Annotated in this window: 13 protein-coding genes and 1 pseudogene; 8 read left to right on the top strand and 6 right to left on the bottom strand. The window is 60.7% G+C overall.

The features are described 5' to 3' along the window. The first annotated feature begins 7 nt into the window (after window positions 1-7). Complete coding sequence (gene sbcB, locus AC1RME_RS17150; protein ID WP_493091564.1) at window positions 8-1,438, top strand: exodeoxyribonuclease I; 1,431 nt, start codon at window positions 8-10, stop codon at window positions 1,436-1,438. A gap of 102 nt (window positions 1,439-1,540) precedes the next feature. Here sbcB and mvaT read toward each other — a convergent pair whose 3' ends face one another. After that, on the bottom strand, window positions 1,541-1,918 hold the full coding sequence (gene mvaT / locus AC1RME_RS17145; RefSeq protein WP_007933316.1) for a histone-like nucleoid-structuring protein MvaT: 378 nt from the start codon (window positions 1,916-1,918) through the stop codon (window positions 1,541-1,543). Window positions 1,919-2,255: 337 nt separating this feature from the next. Here mvaT and purU point away from each other — a divergent pair, with 337 nt between their 5' ends. Together purU and AC1RME_RS17135 are read left to right on the top strand one after the other, a co-directional pair. Next, entirely contained in the window at window positions 2,256-3,104 is an 849-nt protein-coding gene (purU, locus tag AC1RME_RS17140) for a formyltetrahydrofolate deformylase (RefSeq protein ID WP_007912774.1), read from the top strand. Between the two features lie 93 nt (window positions 3,105-3,197). Next, window positions 3,198-3,392 carry a hypothetical protein gene (locus AC1RME_RS17135; RefSeq protein ID WP_096818328.1) on the top strand — a complete coding sequence of 65 codons (195 nt, stop codon included), beginning with the start codon at window positions 3,198-3,200 and terminating at the stop codon, window positions 3,390-3,392. Here AC1RME_RS17135 and gpgF read toward each other — a convergent pair. The 3 genes and pseudogenes from gpgF to AC1RME_RS17120 form a co-directional block, all read right to left on the bottom strand. After that, window positions 3,361-4,356, bottom strand: coding sequence for a glucosaminyl phosphatidylglycerol flippase (gpgF, locus tag AC1RME_RS17130; RefSeq protein WP_096818326.1), 996 nt, complete (start codon window positions 4,354-4,356; stop codon window positions 3,361-3,363). The two genes, AC1RME_RS17135 and gpgF, sit on opposite strands and share 32 nt — an antisense overlap. Window positions 4,357-4,552: 196 nt before the next feature. Beyond that, a complete protein-coding gene (locus AC1RME_RS17125) occupies window positions 4,553-5,317 on the bottom strand; it encodes a methyl-accepting chemotaxis protein (protein ID WP_371858320.1) in 765 nt (254 codons plus the stop codon). A gap of 93 nt (window positions 5,318-5,410) precedes the next feature. Next, a pseudogene (locus AC1RME_RS17120) lies at window positions 5,411-6,442 on the bottom strand (HAMP domain-containing protein); the annotation flags it as partial. A gap of 188 nt (window positions 6,443-6,630) precedes the next feature. On the opposite strand from AC1RME_RS17120, the gene AC1RME_RS17115 reads away from it, so the two are divergent. Further along, window positions 6,631-8,118: a helicase HerA-like domain-containing protein gene (locus AC1RME_RS17115; protein ID WP_096818654.1), complete on the top strand. Its 1,488-nt coding sequence runs from the start codon at window positions 6,631-6,633 to the stop codon at window positions 8,116-8,118. 33 nt (window positions 8,119-8,151) lie between these two features. Here AC1RME_RS17115 and AC1RME_RS17110 read toward each other — a convergent pair whose 3' ends face one another. Further along, window positions 8,152-8,607, bottom strand: a complete 456-nt coding sequence (locus AC1RME_RS17110; RefSeq protein WP_096818322.1) for a DUF721 domain-containing protein — start codon at window positions 8,605-8,607, stop codon at window positions 8,152-8,154. Window positions 8,608-8,914: 307 nt separating this feature from the next. Here AC1RME_RS17110 and secA point away from each other — a divergent pair, with 307 nt between their 5' ends. The 4 genes from secA (at window position 8,915) to AC1RME_RS17090 (ending at window position 14,629) form a co-directional block, all read left to right on the top strand. Then, window positions 8,915-11,653: a preprotein translocase subunit SecA gene (secA, locus tag AC1RME_RS17105; RefSeq protein ID WP_096818321.1), complete on the top strand. Its 2,739-nt coding sequence runs from the start codon at window positions 8,915-8,917 to the stop codon at window positions 11,651-11,653. 122 nt (window positions 11,654-11,775) lie between these two features. Next, window positions 11,776-12,993 carry a bifunctional glutamate N-acetyltransferase/amino-acid acetyltransferase ArgJ gene (argJ, locus tag AC1RME_RS17100; RefSeq protein ID WP_096818319.1) on the top strand — a complete coding sequence of 406 codons (1,218 nt, stop codon included), beginning with the start codon at window positions 11,776-11,778 and terminating at the stop codon, window positions 12,991-12,993. Between the two features lie 62 nt (window positions 12,994-13,055). Then, window positions 13,056-13,688 carry a glutathione S-transferase family protein gene (locus AC1RME_RS17095; protein ID WP_096818317.1) on the top strand — a complete coding sequence of 211 codons (633 nt, stop codon included), beginning with the start codon at window positions 13,056-13,058 and terminating at the stop codon, window positions 13,686-13,688. Beyond that, a complete protein-coding gene (locus AC1RME_RS17090; protein WP_096818315.1) occupies window positions 13,685-14,629 on the top strand; it encodes a Nudix family hydrolase in 945 nt (314 codons plus the stop codon). Before AC1RME_RS17095 ends, AC1RME_RS17090 begins: the two co-directional genes overlap by 4 nt. 39 nt (window positions 14,630-14,668) lie before the next feature. Here the strand turns inward: AC1RME_RS17090 and AC1RME_RS17085 are convergent, their stop codons facing one another. Continuing rightward, the gene (locus AC1RME_RS17085; protein ID WP_096818312.1) at window positions 14,669-15,250 is read right to left on the bottom strand and encodes a cob(I)yrinic acid a,c-diamide adenosyltransferase; all 582 of its coding nucleotides are present in this window, start codon (window positions 15,248-15,250) and stop codon (window positions 14,669-14,671) included. Window positions 15,251-15,252 lie beyond the last annotated feature (2 nt).

Below are 15,252 nucleotides of genomic sequence, written 5' to 3'. Positions count from 1 at the left end.
ACCGCCCGTGACTTCCATCTTCTGGTACGACTACGAAACCACCGGCATCAATCCCCGAAGTGACCGTCCGTTGCAGGTGGCCGGGATCCGCACCGACCACCAACTCAACGAAATCGACGAACCGGTCAATCTTTATTGCCAGCCCAGCGAGGATATCCTGCCGCACCCGGCGGCGTGCGCAATCACCGGTATCACCCCGAGCCGTCTCGCCGAGCACGGCTTGAGCGAAGCTGATTTCATGACCCGGGTTCACGCCCAGCTCGCGGCTCCCGGCACTTGCGGTGCGGGGTACAACACCTTGCGCTTCGACGACGAGATGACCCGCTACAGCCTGTATCGCAACTTTTTCGATCCGTATGCCCGTGAATGGCAGGGCGGCAACAGTCGCTGGGATCTGATCGATGTGGTGCGCGCTGCTTATGCGTTGCGTCCGGATGGTCTGGTCTGGCCGACCGATGATGAAGGCAAGGTCACGCTCAAGCTCGAGCGCCTGACCGCCGCCAACAACATCGATCACGGCAATGCCCACGAGGCGTTGTCGGACGTGCGCGCCACCATCGCCCTGGCCCGGTTGATCCGCGAGAAACAGCCGAAGCTCTACGACTGGCTGTTCCAGTTGCGCAGCAAGCAGAAGGTCATGGACCAGATTCGCCTGTTGCAGCCGATGGTGCACATTTCCGGACGCTTCTCGGCGGCGCGCAGTTATGTCGGTGTGGTGCTGCCATTGGCCTGGCATCCGCGCAACAAGAACGCGTTGATCGTCTGTGATCTGCACCTGGACCCGCAGGGCCTGCTCGACCTGGATGCGCAGACATTGCGTCAGCGTCTGTATACCCGTCGTGATGATCTGGCCGAAGGCGAGTTGCCGGTGCCGCTCAAGCTTATTCACATCAACAAGTGCCCGGTGGTGGCGCCGTTGTCGGTGCTGAGAGCTGAAGATCAGCAGCGTCTGGGTCTGGACATGGCGCTGTATCAGACGCGTGCATTGCGACTAAGTGACGCACAACAAGTTTGGAAAGATAAAGTCGCGGCGATTTATGCCAGCGAAGATTTCACCCCGAGTGAAGATCCCGAACAACAGTTGTACGACGGATTTATCGGTGATCGTGACCGGCGACTATGTGAGCAAGTGAGGACGGCAGATCCTGCTCAATTAGCGCGAGAGCAATGGCCGTTCGATGACGAACGTTTGCCTGAATTGTTGTTTCGATATCGAGCGCGTAACTTTCCGGATACGTTGAATTTCGAAGAGCAAGAACGCTGGCAAATCTTTTGTCGGCAGCGCTTGTCCGAGCCTGAATGGGGGGCTCCTAATACCTTGCAATCTTTTACAGAGGCCGCAGAGCAATGGCTGCTTAGTGCCACGCCATTACAGCGCGAGGTGCTGGTTGAATGGCAGAATTATGTCCAGGCATTGCGCAAACGTTTGAATCTTTGAAATCGAACATGCCCGTCGCTTGAACGACGGGCATAAAAAAACGCCAGCGGATGCTGGCGTTTCTTTTGGTGTCGCAGACGGGTCTGCGACAAGGGTTGCGGCTTAGCCCAGCAGGGTAGCCCAGCCTTCAACCACGTCACCGCCCCACTTGGCTTTCCACTCTTTCAGAGTCTTGTGGTTGCCACCTTTGGTTTCGATGACTTCACCGTTGTGCGGGTTTTTGTATTGTTTAACTTTGCGAGCACGCTTGGTGCCGGTAGTTTTTACTGCGCCGCCACGTGGGGCCTTGGTTTTGGACTCTGGATCCAACAGCGCGATGATGTCACGCAGGGATTTGGAGTATTCGCCCATCAGGGTGCGCAGTTTGCCTTCGAATTCCAGCTCGGTTTGCAGTTTGTCGTCTTGCGACAGGTTCTTCAAACGGGCTTGCAGCTCTTTGATTGCTTCTTCGGTGGCACGATATTCGTTGATCAAGGACATGATTACTACCTTATTGGGAGTGCACGATGGCAGGGGACAGTGCGGCAATAATAGTCAGGCTGTTTCATCAAGTAAACATTTAACAGGGCTTTTTATTTGAATTAGTTGCGTTGAAAAGCCCTGAATTGAATATTCAGTTAAATAATGTGATGCAGTCTTCACAGATATTCACAGAGATTCGTTGGTGCATGGCTATTGCTGCGCCATCATCCTGACGGTTGTCCGCGTCAAAAAATCTGTGGCGAGGCCTGCCGGGGCTCAAGGCTCATCAATACTGCAGTTTTGCGGCGTAGTCGCTAGAATGGCCGCCTTTGCGAAGTTCTGGAGTTTCCCCCTCATGCGCACTTTTCGGCTGGTGATTTCTTGCCCGGACCGCGTTGGCATCGTTGCCAAAGTCAGTAACTTTCTGGCGGCCCACAATGGCTGGATCACCGAAGCGAGCCACCACTCGGACAATCAGGTCGGCTGGTTCTTCATGCGTCACGAAATCCGTGCCGATTCCCTGCCTTTCGGTATCGAGGTGTTGCGCGAGAAGTTTGCACCGATCGCCGAAGAGTTCTCGATGGACTGGCGCATCACCGACACCGAGCAGAAAAAACGCGTGGTGCTGATGGCCAGCCGTGAGTCCCACTGCCTGGCCGACCTGCTGCACCGCTGGCACAGCGATGAACTCGATTGCGAGATCTCCTGCGTGATTTCCAACCACGACGACCTGCGCAGCATGGTCGAGTGGCACGGCATTCCTTATTACCACGTCCCGGTCAACCCGCAGGACAAGCAACCGGCCTTCGACGAAGTGTCGCGCCTGGTCAAACAGCACGATGCCGAAGTGGTGGTGCTGGCGCGCTACATGCAGATCCTGCCGCCGGACATGTGCCGCGAATATGCGCACAAGGTCATCAACATTCACCACAGCTTCCTGCCGTCGTTCGTCGGCGCCAAGCCGTATCACCAGGCGTCGCTGCGCGGCGTGAAGCTGATCGGTGCGACCTGCCACTACGTGACCGAAGAGCTGGACGCCGGCCCGATCATCGAGCAGGACGTGGTGCGTGTCAGCCACAGCGACAGCATCGAAGACATGGTGCGTTTCGGCCGTGACGTCGAGAAGATGGTGTTGGCCCGCGGCCTGCGTTATCACCTTGAAGACCGCGTGCTGGTGCACGGCAACAAGACCGTCGTGTTCTGATCGAACCCTTTACGGTTGAAAAACAAAGGGCCTGGGCGTTCAATCGCTTCAGGCCCTTTTTTTCGCCCTGTTTCAGCCCTTGAGGACATGCCCATGAGCGATCCACTGGACAAAGCCACCTCCAAAGCGCCCGCCACCTTGGGTGAAGGCTGCCTGAGCCGCTATGACCCGGATGACCTGGGCCCGGAGGATGGCACGGACTTCCCCGACGCCGCCGCGTTGTGGGAACAGCTCAATGAAGAGAAACCGGACGACGCTAAGCCTGGCGCACCTTCATCAGCTTCCTGAGCAGCGGACGCCCGAGCATCAGCAGAAAAATCGGCCCGCCCACCAGCAGGTAGAAGTAAAACGTCATCGCCCGCCAGATCAGAATCGCCGCCGCAGCGGTCGAAGCCCCGACCATGGGCGCCAGCAGCGCCGCCGAGGTCAGCTCCGCCGCCCCGGCACCGCCCGGCAACAGGCTGAATTGTCCTGCGCCCAGTGAAAGCATCTGAATCAGGAACGTCCAGGCCCACTGCACGTCCGCCCCCAGCCCGCGCAGCGCCAGATACAGCACGCTGTAACGCAGCGACCAATGCACGCAGGTCAAGGCAAACACCTTGAACAGTGTTTGTCGAGGCAGTTTCAGGGCATCGGTGAACGCCGCGAGAAAATGCAGCAGCTTGCGCGCCCAGCGCCACCTCGTAGCGGGTTGCACGTTCATGCGCGCCAGCAGCCGGCCACTCAAGCGAATCAGCGTGCGGTGATAACGCGCCACCAGCACACAACTGAACAGCCCGCCGAACAGCGATATGGCGCTGACAGTCAGCAGCCATTCCATCCGGTCGCTCAGATGCTGGAACAGCGCATAAATCAGAATCCCGCCCAGTGCACACAGGAAGAACAGCAAGTCGCTCAGCTGATCCATCGCAAACACCGCGCTGCCCCGGGCCGGGCGCACGCCGCTACGGGCCAGCAGCGCCATGATCGTCAGCGGCCCGCCAGTGCCGCCGGGTGTGGCGCACCAGGCGAACTCGGCGGCCATGACCACGCCGAGGCTTTTCAGCAGTGTGACCCGTTCATGCTGATCGCCGAGCAGCAATCGCAGGCGCAAGGTGTTGATGCCCCAGCAGAGCAGAATCATGGCCAGCAGGATCGACAGCCAGTGCAGAGGAAAGGCTTGCAGCCGGGTCCAGGTTTCACCGCCGCCCAGTAAAGAAGGGATCAGCACCGCCGCCAGCAGACCGATCAGCAACAGAATGCCGCGACTCATGCGTGAAGTCCGTGTTGGCGCGCCAGCGTGGTTTCAGCGATATGCACAGTGAGTGCCCCTCCGCGTGTTGATGTCCCGTGTTGACCTTTCTCCAGAATAGATGTTCGGTCGGGATATGCGGCGGGGTGGGGGAGGTTTTGCGGGAGGTGAAGATGTCTTCGCGGACTGAACCGCGAAGACATCCGGGGGGAGCAGCTTAAATTCGGAAGCTGCCGACCAGTTGCTTCAGGCGCGAAGCCTGTTGTTCCAGATCGGAACAGGCGCGCAAGGTCGCCTGCAGGTTCTCCACGCCTTCCTGGTTCAGCGTATTGATCTCGGTGATGTCGACGTTGATCGATTCGACCACGGCGGTCTGTTCCTCGGTGGCGGTGGCCACCGACTGGTTCATGCCGTCGATCTCGCCGATGCGCTGGGTCACGCTGTTCAGGCGCTCGCCGGCGAGGTTGGCGATGTCCACGCTTTCCTGGCTGTGGCGCTGGCTGTCGCTCATGGTGCTGACGGATTCGCGGGCGCCGACTTGCAGCTCCTCGATCATGGTCTGCACCTGTTGCGCCGATTCCTGAGTGCGGTGGGCAAGGTTGCGCACTTCGTCCGCCACCACCGCAAACCCGCGCCCGGCTTCACCGGCCCGCGCTGCTTCGATGGCGGCGTTGAGCGCCAGCAGGTTGGTCTGCTGGGAAATGCTGGTGATCACTTCCAGAATCTGGCCGATGTTCACGGTTTTGCTGTTCAGCGATTCGATGTTGCTGCTCGACGCGCTGAGCATGCTCGACAGTTGATTCATTGCCTTGATGCTGCGATCCACCACTTGCTGGCCGTCTTCGGCCAGGCCACGGGCGTCGCTGGCCTGGGTCGAGGCTTGCGCGGCGTTGCGGGCGATTTCCTGAGCGGCGGCACCGAGCTGGTTGATCGCGGCGGCCACGCTGTTGGTGCGCGAGGCTTGTTGGTCGGAGTTGTACATCGACGAGTTCGAGGCTGCGACGACCCGCAGGGCGACTTCGTTGACTTGCCCGGTGGCGGACGACACTTCGCGAATCGAACCGTGAACCCGTTCGACGAAGCGGTTGAAGGCAGTGCCGAGTACGCCGAATTCGTCCTGGTTCTGGATGGTCAGGCGCTTGGTCAGGTCGCCTTCGCCGTCGGCGATGTCTTCCATGGCGCGGGTCATGACGTGCAGCGGCTGGATCAGGATGCGGATCAGCATGCCGAGCAGGGCGATGATGATCGCCACCGCAATCACGGTCGCAATCACGGCCGAGGTGCGGAACTGGCTGAGCATCGAAAAGGCTTTGTCCTTGTCCACCGACAGGCCGATGTACCAGTTCACCGACGGCAGGCCCTTGATCGGGGTGAAGGTGACGATACGGGTCTTGCCGTCGACGGTGATTTCACTGAAGTCGCTGCTGATGCGCGGCGTGTCCTGCGGGTAGGCTTCCTTGAGCGATTTCATCACCAGGGCCTTGTCCGGGTGCACCAGGATCTTGCCGTCGGCGCTGACCAGGAACGCGTAGCCCATGCCAGAGAAGTCCCGGGCGCTGAGGGTGTTGATCAGGGTTTGCAGGCTCAGGTCGCCGCCCACCACGCCGACGCTCTGGCCGGCCTTTTTCGCGGCAGTGGCGATGGAAATGATGGTCTGGCCGGTCGCCGCGTCGATGTACGGTTCGGTCAGGGTCGAAGTGCTGCTGCTTTCGGCACCTTTATACCAAGGGCGAACCCGTGGATCGAAACCGTCCGGCATCTTCGCATCCGGACGGATGGTGAAGTGACCGGTGGCATCGCCGAGGTAGGAAGCCATGAACGTCGAGGTCAGGGCTTTCTGTTCCAGCAGGCTGGCAACGGCGGCAGGCTCGGGATTGATGGCGATGTTCTGTGCCGCGTTCTCGATCAGCAGGATGCGCCCGCTGAGCCAGGTCTGGATGTTGTCGGCAGTGACCTCGCCCATCTCGTTGAGGTAATTGTTCAGGTCATCGCGGATTGCATTGCGCTGCAGCCAGTCGTTGTACAGCGTGAACGAGGCGAAGGCGGCAATGACGATGAGGGCGGCGGCAAGCAAAATTTTATGGCTGAAGCGTAGATTTTTGTTCATGGCTTGGGGTTCCGCTAAGGTCTTAATGTCCAGGGCGTGCTTTTATAAAGGCGCGCAAAATGGGCAGGTGTGAAAGCTGAGTGATATTTCCGTCTCTCCTTAGGGAAATCACGGACCGGACTTTTGATCCGGTCTCTCACTTCTCTCTATCGGCCATGCTCGACAAAGATTAACTATTGGGTGACCAAATGCCTGACTCCTCGCAACTCGTTATCGGCGCTGATCTCGCCGGGCAACCGATCGCCCAGGCGATGCGCCTGGCCAACCGTCATGGACTGGTGGCCGGCGCGACCGGCACTGGCAAGACCGTCACCCTGCAACGGCTGGCTGAAGCGTTCAGTGACGCCGGGGTCGCGGTGTTCGCCGCCGACATCAAGGGTGACCTGTGCGGCCTCGGCGCCGCCGGCAATCCCCAGGGCAAGGTCGCCGAGCGCATCGCCGGCATGCCGTGGCTCAACTACAAGCCTCAGGCTTATCCCGTGACCTTGTGGGACATTCACGGTGAGTCCGGTCATCCGCTGCGCACCACGCTGAGTGAAATGGGGCCATTGTTGATCGGTGCCTTGCTGGAATTGACCGACAGCCAGCAGTCGGCGTTGTACGCGGCGTTCAAGGTCGCCGACCGCGAAGGCCTGTTGCTGCTGGATCTGAAAGACCTGAAAGCGCTGCTCAACCACCTCAAGGACAACCCGCAGCTGCTCGGCGAAGACGCTGCGTTGTTCACCACCGGTTCCAGTCAGGCGCTGTTGCGGCGTCTGGCGATCCTTGAGCAGCAGGGCGCCGAAGCCTTGTTCGGCGAGCCGGCGCTGCAACTGGAAGACATTCTGCAACCGGCCGCCGACGGTCGCGGGCGGATTCATTTGCTCGATGCCAGTCGTCTGGTGCATGAAGCGCCGAAGGTCTACGCGACGTTCCTGCTCTGGTTGCTCGCCGAGCTGTTCGAGCAGTTGCCGGAACGGGGCGATGCCGACAAACCGTTGCTGGCGCTGTTTTTCGACGAAGCACACTTGTTGTTCGGTGATACGCCCAAGGCCTTGCAGGAACGTCTGGAACAAGTGGTGCGGCTGATTCGTTCCAAGGGCGTCGGGGTGTATTTCGTCACCCAGTCACCGGGCGACCTGCCGGACGATGTGCTGGCGCAGTTGGGCCTGCGGGTCCAGCACGGTCTGCGGGCATTCACCGCCAAGGAGCAGAAATCCCTGCGGGCGGTGGCGGATGGCTTCCGGCCGAATCCGGCGTTCGATACGTTGTCGGTGTTGACTGAACTCGGGATCGGCGAGGCGCTGGTCGGCACCTTGCAGGAAAAAGGCACGCCGGAAATGGTCCAGCGGGTGCTGGTGGCGCCGCCGCAATCGCGGATCGGGCCGTTGACCGAGACCGAACGCACCGTGCTGATTGCCGGTTCGCCGTTCAAGGGTCGCTATGACAAGCCAATCGATCGAGAGTCGGCCTATGAAATCCTGATGGGGCGCAAGGGGCTGGCGCCGGAAGGTGAAGCGGCACCCGGCAAACCGGCAGTCGCGGAGCCAAGCCTGGCGGACAAGGCCGGGGAGTTCCTCGGGACGGCAGCGGGGCAGGCGCTCAAGTCGGCGATGCGCCAGGCAGCGAATTCGCTGGGTAAACAGTTGGTGCGCGGCCTGATGGGTTCTCTGCTCGGTGGCAGTAAACGTCGATAACACCCGTGGGAGCGTGCTCCCACAGGTTTTTGGTCAGGATTTGGCTTTAGCGTGCGCCGCCAGACGCTCCAGCGCCGCACGCAGGTTCGGATCACTGATCCCGTCGGCGGTCGACTGAATGGTCGCCGCCGCATCCGTCGAAAGATCCATCGTGTGCCCGGCTGCACCGCGCTGCACCGTTGGCGGCTGGACCTTGAACTGAATCCGCGTCAGGTTGGCGAACTCATCGAACATCTGCAGTTGCCGTTGCAGGCGTTTCTGCTGGTAGCGCAGGCGTGTGGCCCAATGGCCATCGGTGACAATCAGCAACAGATTGCCTTCGCGCCACGACGCGACATGACAGTGCTCGCGGGCGGCGGGTTGCAGTTGGCTTTCGAGCAGGCGTTGCAGACGGCCCAGACGTTGGGCATGGCCGAGGATGGCTTTCAGCGGCTTGGCTTCGCGAAGCAGAACGGCGGGCGCTCTGGCTGTAAGAGGGCGAAATGCCATGATCTAACACCTGAAGTAACAGAGGCGCCATGGTAGCAGATAGCACCCATTTCACTCGCCCATTGCTTTTGTCCCTGCTTTGCCCATTAAATCAACGACTAACTTCTGCCTCCAACGGCTTGAAGTTGAGCAAAACGCCCCTATTTTAAGTGAGCCCCGTCAAAGCGCAGTGCCAGCATCGTGGAATATCGCCACTTTCCTCACCACCGTTTCCGGGTAGAATGCTCGTTCGCATGCGGCCATGAGGGCTGCACGGGCGACTCACGGGGCCGCCCTCCATCCCTTTAGTGTGGAAGATCCTGCCGATATGTTTGCGCCTTTGTTAAAGAAACTTTTTGGAAGCAAGAACGAGCGTGAAGTCAAACGCATGCTCAAGACGGTGCAGCTCGTCAATGCCTTCGAAGAGAAGATGGTCGCCCTCTCGGACGATCAACTGCGCGCCAAGACCGCAGAGTTCAAGGACCGCATCGCCAAAGGGGAAACCCTCGACAAGCTGTTGCCGGAAGCTTTTGCGGTCGCCCGCGAAGCCGGCAAGCGTGTTATGGGCATGCGTCACTTCGACGTCCAGCTGATCGGCGGCATGACCCTGCATGAAGGCCGGATTGCCGAAATGCGTACCGGTGAAGGCAAGACCCTGGTGGGTACCCTGGGCGTTTACCTCAACGCGCTGTCCGGCAAGGGCGTGCACGTTGTGACCGTGAACGATTACCTGGCCCGCCGTGACGCCAACTGGATGCGTCCGCTGTATGAATTCCTCGGCCTGACCGTCGGCATCGTGACGCCGTTCCAGCCGCCGGAAGAGAAACGTCTGGCCTACGCCGCCGACATTACCTACGGCACCAACAACGAATTCGGGTTCGACTACCTGCGCGACAACATGGCGTTCAGCATGGAAGAGAAATTCCAGCGCGAACTCAACTTTGCCGTGATCGACGAAGTCGACTCCATCCTCATCGACGAAGCGCGTACCCCGCTGATCATTTCCGGTCAGGCCGAGGACAGCTCCAAGCTGTACATCGAGATCAACAAACTGATCCCGAAACTCAAGCTGCACGTCGAAGAAGTCGAAGGCGTCGTCACTCAGGAAGGCCACTTCACCGTCGACGAGAAGACCCGTCAGGTCGAACTCAACGAAGCCGGTCACCAGTTCATCGAAGACCAACTGACCAGCATCGGTCTGCTGGCCGAGGGCGAGAGCCTGTACTCGGCGCATAACCTGAGCCTGCTGACTCACGTCTACGCCGGCCTGCGTGCGCACAAACTGTTCAACCGCAACGTTGAATACATCGTGCAGGACGGTCAGGTCGTACTGGTCGACGAACACACCGGCCGTACCATGCCGGGTCGTCGTCTGTCCGAAGGCCTGCACCAGGCCATCGAAGCCAAGGAAAACCTGAACATCCAGGCCGAGAGCCAGACCCTGGCATCGACCACGTTCCAGAACTACTTCCGTCTGTACGACAAGCTGTCCGGCATGACCGGTACGGCTGACACCGAAGCGTTCGAATTCCATCAGATCTATGGTCTGCCGGTCATCGTGATCCCGACCAACAAGCCGTTGGCCCGTAAGGACTACAACGACCTGGTGTTCCTGACCGCCGAAGAGAAATACGCGGCGATCGTCAATGACATCAAGGAAAGCATGGCTGCCGGCCGTCCGGTGCTGGTGGGTACTGCCACCATCGAAACCTCCGAGCACATGTCCGCATTGCTCGTGAAGGAAGGCATCGAACACAAGGTCCTGAACGCCAAGTTCCACGAAAAAGAAGCCGAGATCATCGCGCAGGCCGGTCGTCCGGGCGCCCTGACCATCGCCACCAACATGGCCGGTCGTGGTACCGACATCCTGTTGGGCGGCAACTGGGAAGTTGAAGTCGCGTCGCTGGAAAACCCGACCCCTGAGCAGATCGCCCAGATCAAGGCCGACTGGCAGAAGCGTCACCAGCAAGTGCTGGAGTCCGGCGGCTTGCAGGTGATCGCGTCCGAGCGTCACGAATCCCGTCGTATCGACAACCAGCTGCGTGGCCGTGCCGGCCGTCAGGGTGACGCCGGCTCCAGCCGCTTCTACCTGTCGCTGGAAGACAGCCTGATGCGTATCTTCGCCTCTGACCGGGTGAAGAACTTCATGAAAGCCCTGGGCATGCAGTCCGGTGAAGCGATCGAGCACCGCATGGTGACCAATGCCATCGAGAAGGCACAGCGCAAGGTTGAAGGCCGCAACTTCGACATTCGCAAGCAATTGCTCGAGTTCGACGACGTCAACAACGAACAGCGTAAAGTGATCTATCACATGCGTAACACGTTGCTGGCCGCGGACAACATCGGCGAAACCATTGCCGACTTCCGTCAGGACGTACTGAACGCCACCGTCAGCGCTCACATTCCGCCGCAATCGCTGCCAGAGCAGTGGGACGTGGCCGGTCTGGAAGCGTCGATCGCCAGCGACTTCGGTGTGAAACTGCCGATCCAGCAATGGCTCGACGAAGACGATCACCTGTACGAAGAAACCCTGCGCGAGAAGCTGATGAACGAGCTGATCGCCGCGTACAACGAGAAAGAAGACCAGGCCGGTGCCGACGCACTGCGCTCCTTCGAGAAACAGATCGTGCTGCGCGTTCTGGACGACCTGTGGAAAGACCACCTGTCGACCATGGATCACCTGCGTCACGGCATCCACCTGCGTGGCTACGCCCAGAAGAACCCGAAGCAGGAATACAAGCGCGAGTCCTTCACGCTGTTCTCCGAGCTGCTGGATTCGATCAAGCGCGACTCGATCCGTGTGCTGTCGCACGTTCAGGTTCGCCGCGAAGATCCGGCCGAGGAAGAGGCGCGTCTGCGTCAGGAAGCCGAAGCGTTGGCCGCGCGCATGCAGTTCGAACACGCCGAGGCGCCAGGTCTGGAGCAGCCGGAAGCACTGGTCGGTGAAGAGGTCGATGTGGCCCTGGCCACCGCGCCGGTTCGCAACGAGCAGAAGCTGGGCCGCAACGAACTGTGCTACTGCGGTTCGGGCAAGAAATTCAAGCATTGCCACGGGCAGATCCAGTAAAACCCGTTTCAATCGCTGAAATACCCGCGCCGCGACCGGCACCAGCCGTCGCGGCGTTTTGCCATTTACACCACCGTCACTACGCTTGGCGGTGCTGACATCATTGAGTAAGGAGCGCATTCATGGCTGTTGGTCTTGGTCCTTTGCCAACGTTGCACCCGGTTGCCGGTTTTGAACTCGGTATCGCTTCGGCCGGCATCAAGCGCCCTGGGCGCAAGGATGTCGTCGTGATGCGCTGTGCCGAAGGTTCCACCGTGGCGGGCGTGTTCACGTTGAACGCTTTCTGCGCCGCGCCGGTGATCCTGGCCAAGAAACGCGTGCAGAACGCTGTGCGCTACCTGTTGACCAACACCGGCAATGCCAACGCTGGCACCGGCGAGCCTGGCCTGGCCGCCGCTGAGCGCACGACCGCGAAACTGGCTGAACTGACCGGCGTCGATGCCAGCCAGATCCTGCCGTACTCCACCGGCGTGATCGGCGAGCCGCTGCCGGTCGAGAAGATCGAAGGCGCCTTGCAGGCCGCGCTGGACGATCTGTCGGAAAACAACTGGGAAGCGGCCGCCACCGGCATCATGACCACCGACACGCTGCCAAAAGGCGCGAGCCGCCAGTTCCAGCATGACGGCGTGACCATCACCGTCACTGGCATCAGCAAGGGCGCGGGCATGATCCGTCCGAACATGGCGACCATGCTCGGCTACATCGCCACCGACGCCAAAGTTTCCCGCGACGTGTTGCACAACCTGATGCTGGACGGCGCCAACAAGTCGTTCAACCGCATCACCATCGACGGCGACACCTCGACCAACGACTGCTGCATGCTGATCGCCACCGGCAAGGCTGCACTGCCGGAAATCACCCGTGCCGAAGGCGAGCTGTTCGCCAAGCTGAAACAGGCCGTGTTCGAAGTGTGCATGGACGTGGCTCAGGCCATCGTGCGTGACGGCGAAGGCGCGACCAAGTTCGTGACCGTTGAAGTCAACGGCGGCGGCAATCACCAGGAATGCCTGGACGTCGGCTACACCGTGGCCCACTCGCCGCTGATCAAGACTGCACTGTTCGCTTCCGACCCGAACTGGGGCCGCATCCTCGCCGCTGTCGGCCGTGCCGGCGTGCCGGATCTGGACGTGAGCAAGATCGACGTGTTCCTCGGTGAAGTGTGCATCGCCAGCCGTGGCGCCCGTGCTGCGACCTACACTGAAGCCCAGGGCTCGGCGGTGATGCAGCAGGAAGAAATCACCATCCGTATCGAACTGGGTCGCGGCGATTGCAGCGAAACCATCTGGACCACCGACCTGTCCCACGAGTACGTGAAGATCAACGCCGAATACCGCACCTGATCCCTGCCGAAGAGGGAGGTCTGCGGGCCTCCTTTTCTTCTGTCCCATGAAAGGACCCGAACATGAGCCTTCACCTGATCATCGGCGACAAACTGCTTTCCTCCTGGTCCCTGCGCGCGGCACTGGCGCTTGAACTGACCGGCGCGCCCTACACCGAAGAGCTGATCAAACTCGGCAAGCCCGACACCCGCGAGCGCCTGCTCAAGCATTCGCCCACCGGCAAGGTGCCGCTGCTGACCACCGCACGGGGTACCATCGCCGACTCTCTGGCGATTGCCGAATACCTGGCTGAACAGTTTCCTTCCGAACAGCTCTGGCCGACTGATATCGCGGCCCGCGCTCAGGCGCGTTCTGCCTGCGCGCAGATGCACAGCGGCTTCTTCGCCATGCGCAATCACATGCCGTTCAACCTGAGCCACGACGCGCCGCTCAATCCGGTACCGCCGGAAGTGAAGGTCGATGTCGAGCGCATGCTCGCGCTGTGGGCCGAATGCCGTGCCGTGGCCACCGAGCCGGGGCCGTTCCTGTTTGGTCGCGTGTCGTTGGCGGATGCGTTCTTCGCGCCGATTGCCGTGCGTCTGCGCACCTATCAGGTGCAGTTGCCGGCCGTGGATCAGGCCTATGTTGAAACCGTTTATCAGTGGCCGGCCTTCAAGGCCTGGCAAAAGGCAGGACTGGAGGAGTTGCAGTCGTGAAACGCGTACACGTCGCTGCTGCCGTCATCCGTGACGACAGCGGCAAAATCCTCATCGCCCGCCGGGCCGATACCCAGCACCAGGGCGGTCTGTGGGAATTTCCCGGTGGCAAGGTCGAGGCCGATGAGTCGGTTGAAACTGCGCTGGCCCGTGAGCTGCACGAAGAATTGGGCATTGTCGTCGGCGCTGCTCGCCCGCTGATCAAGGTTCGCCACGATTACCCGGACAAGCAGGTGTTGCTGGATGTCTGGGAAGTCTCAAGTTTCACCGGCGAACCCCACGGCGCCGAAGGCCAGCCCTTGGCCTGGGTGTCGCCCAAGGAACTGGCAAATTACGAATTCCCGGCAGCCAACCAGCCGATCGTGGCGGCGGCGCGTCTGCCCGCTGAATACCTGATCACCCCGGAAGATCTGGAAACCCCGGCCTTGCTGCGCGGCATCCAGAAGGCTATTGCCGGGGGCATCAAGCTGATCCAGCTGCGTGCGCCCAATGGTTATGACCCGAAGTACCGCGATCTGGCAGTGGACGCGGTCGGCCTGTGTGCCGGCAAGGCGCAGTTGATGATCAAGGGCCCGTTCGAATGGCTGGGCGATTTCCCGTCCGCCGGTTGGCACATTACCTCTGCGCAACTGCGCAAGTACGCGGCAGCGGGGCGTCCGCTACCGGCGGAGCGTTGGCTGGCGGCGTCCTGCCACAATGCTGAAGAACTGGCGCTGGCCGAGCAGATGGGCGTGGATTTCGTCACTCTTTCGCCAGTGCAGCCGACCCTGACTCATCCGGATGCGCAGCCGCTGGGCTGGGAGCAGGCTTCGACGCTGATCGAAGGCTTCAGCAAGCCGGTATTCCTGTTGGGCGGTGTTGGCCCGGCCGAGCGCGAGAAAGCGTGGAATGCCGGGGCTCAGGGTGTGGCGGGGATTCGGGCCTTCTGGCCTGAGGCCTGACTGGGCATCTGAACACTCCCGCGCCTGGCGTGGGAGTGATCAGTTTTCGGGTTTTGCGGCGGGTTGCCACAGAATTTCAGCAATGCCCTGGCGCCGGGCAATCAGCCTCGCCGCCACAAACAACAGATCCGACAACCGATTGATGTAAGCCAGGCCCACCCCGGCCAACGGTTCGATCGCATTCAAATGCTGGCAACGCCGCTCCGCACTGCGCGCCAGGCTGCGGCAGACATGCGCCTGGGCAATCAGCATCGAACCGCCGGGCAGAATGAAGTTCTCCAGCGGCCCCAATTCCTCGTTCCAGACATCGATGGCCGCTTCCAGCCGTTCGATTTCTGCCGTGTTCAGCGCCTGATATTCCGGCATCGCCAGCTCGCCACCGAGGTCGAACAAACGGTGCTGACAGGGCGCCAGCACGTCGATCAATTCATTCAGCCCTGGACAGGTTTCGCGTTCGGCGAGCAACCCGGCCAGCAGCACGCCGACCTGACTGTTCAGCGTGTCGACCTCGCCAATGGCTTCGATGCGCGGGTGATCCTTGGGTACGCGGCGACCATCGCCGAGGCCGGTTTCGCCTTTGTCGCCGGTGCGGGTGTAGATCTTCGACAAGCGAAAGCCCATGG

It is taken from the genome of Pseudomonas sp. GW822-FHT03F08, from assembly GCF_058801265.1.
Note: the sequence above shows the minus strand (reverse complement) of the source record. Positions and strands in the feature narration are given on the sequence as shown.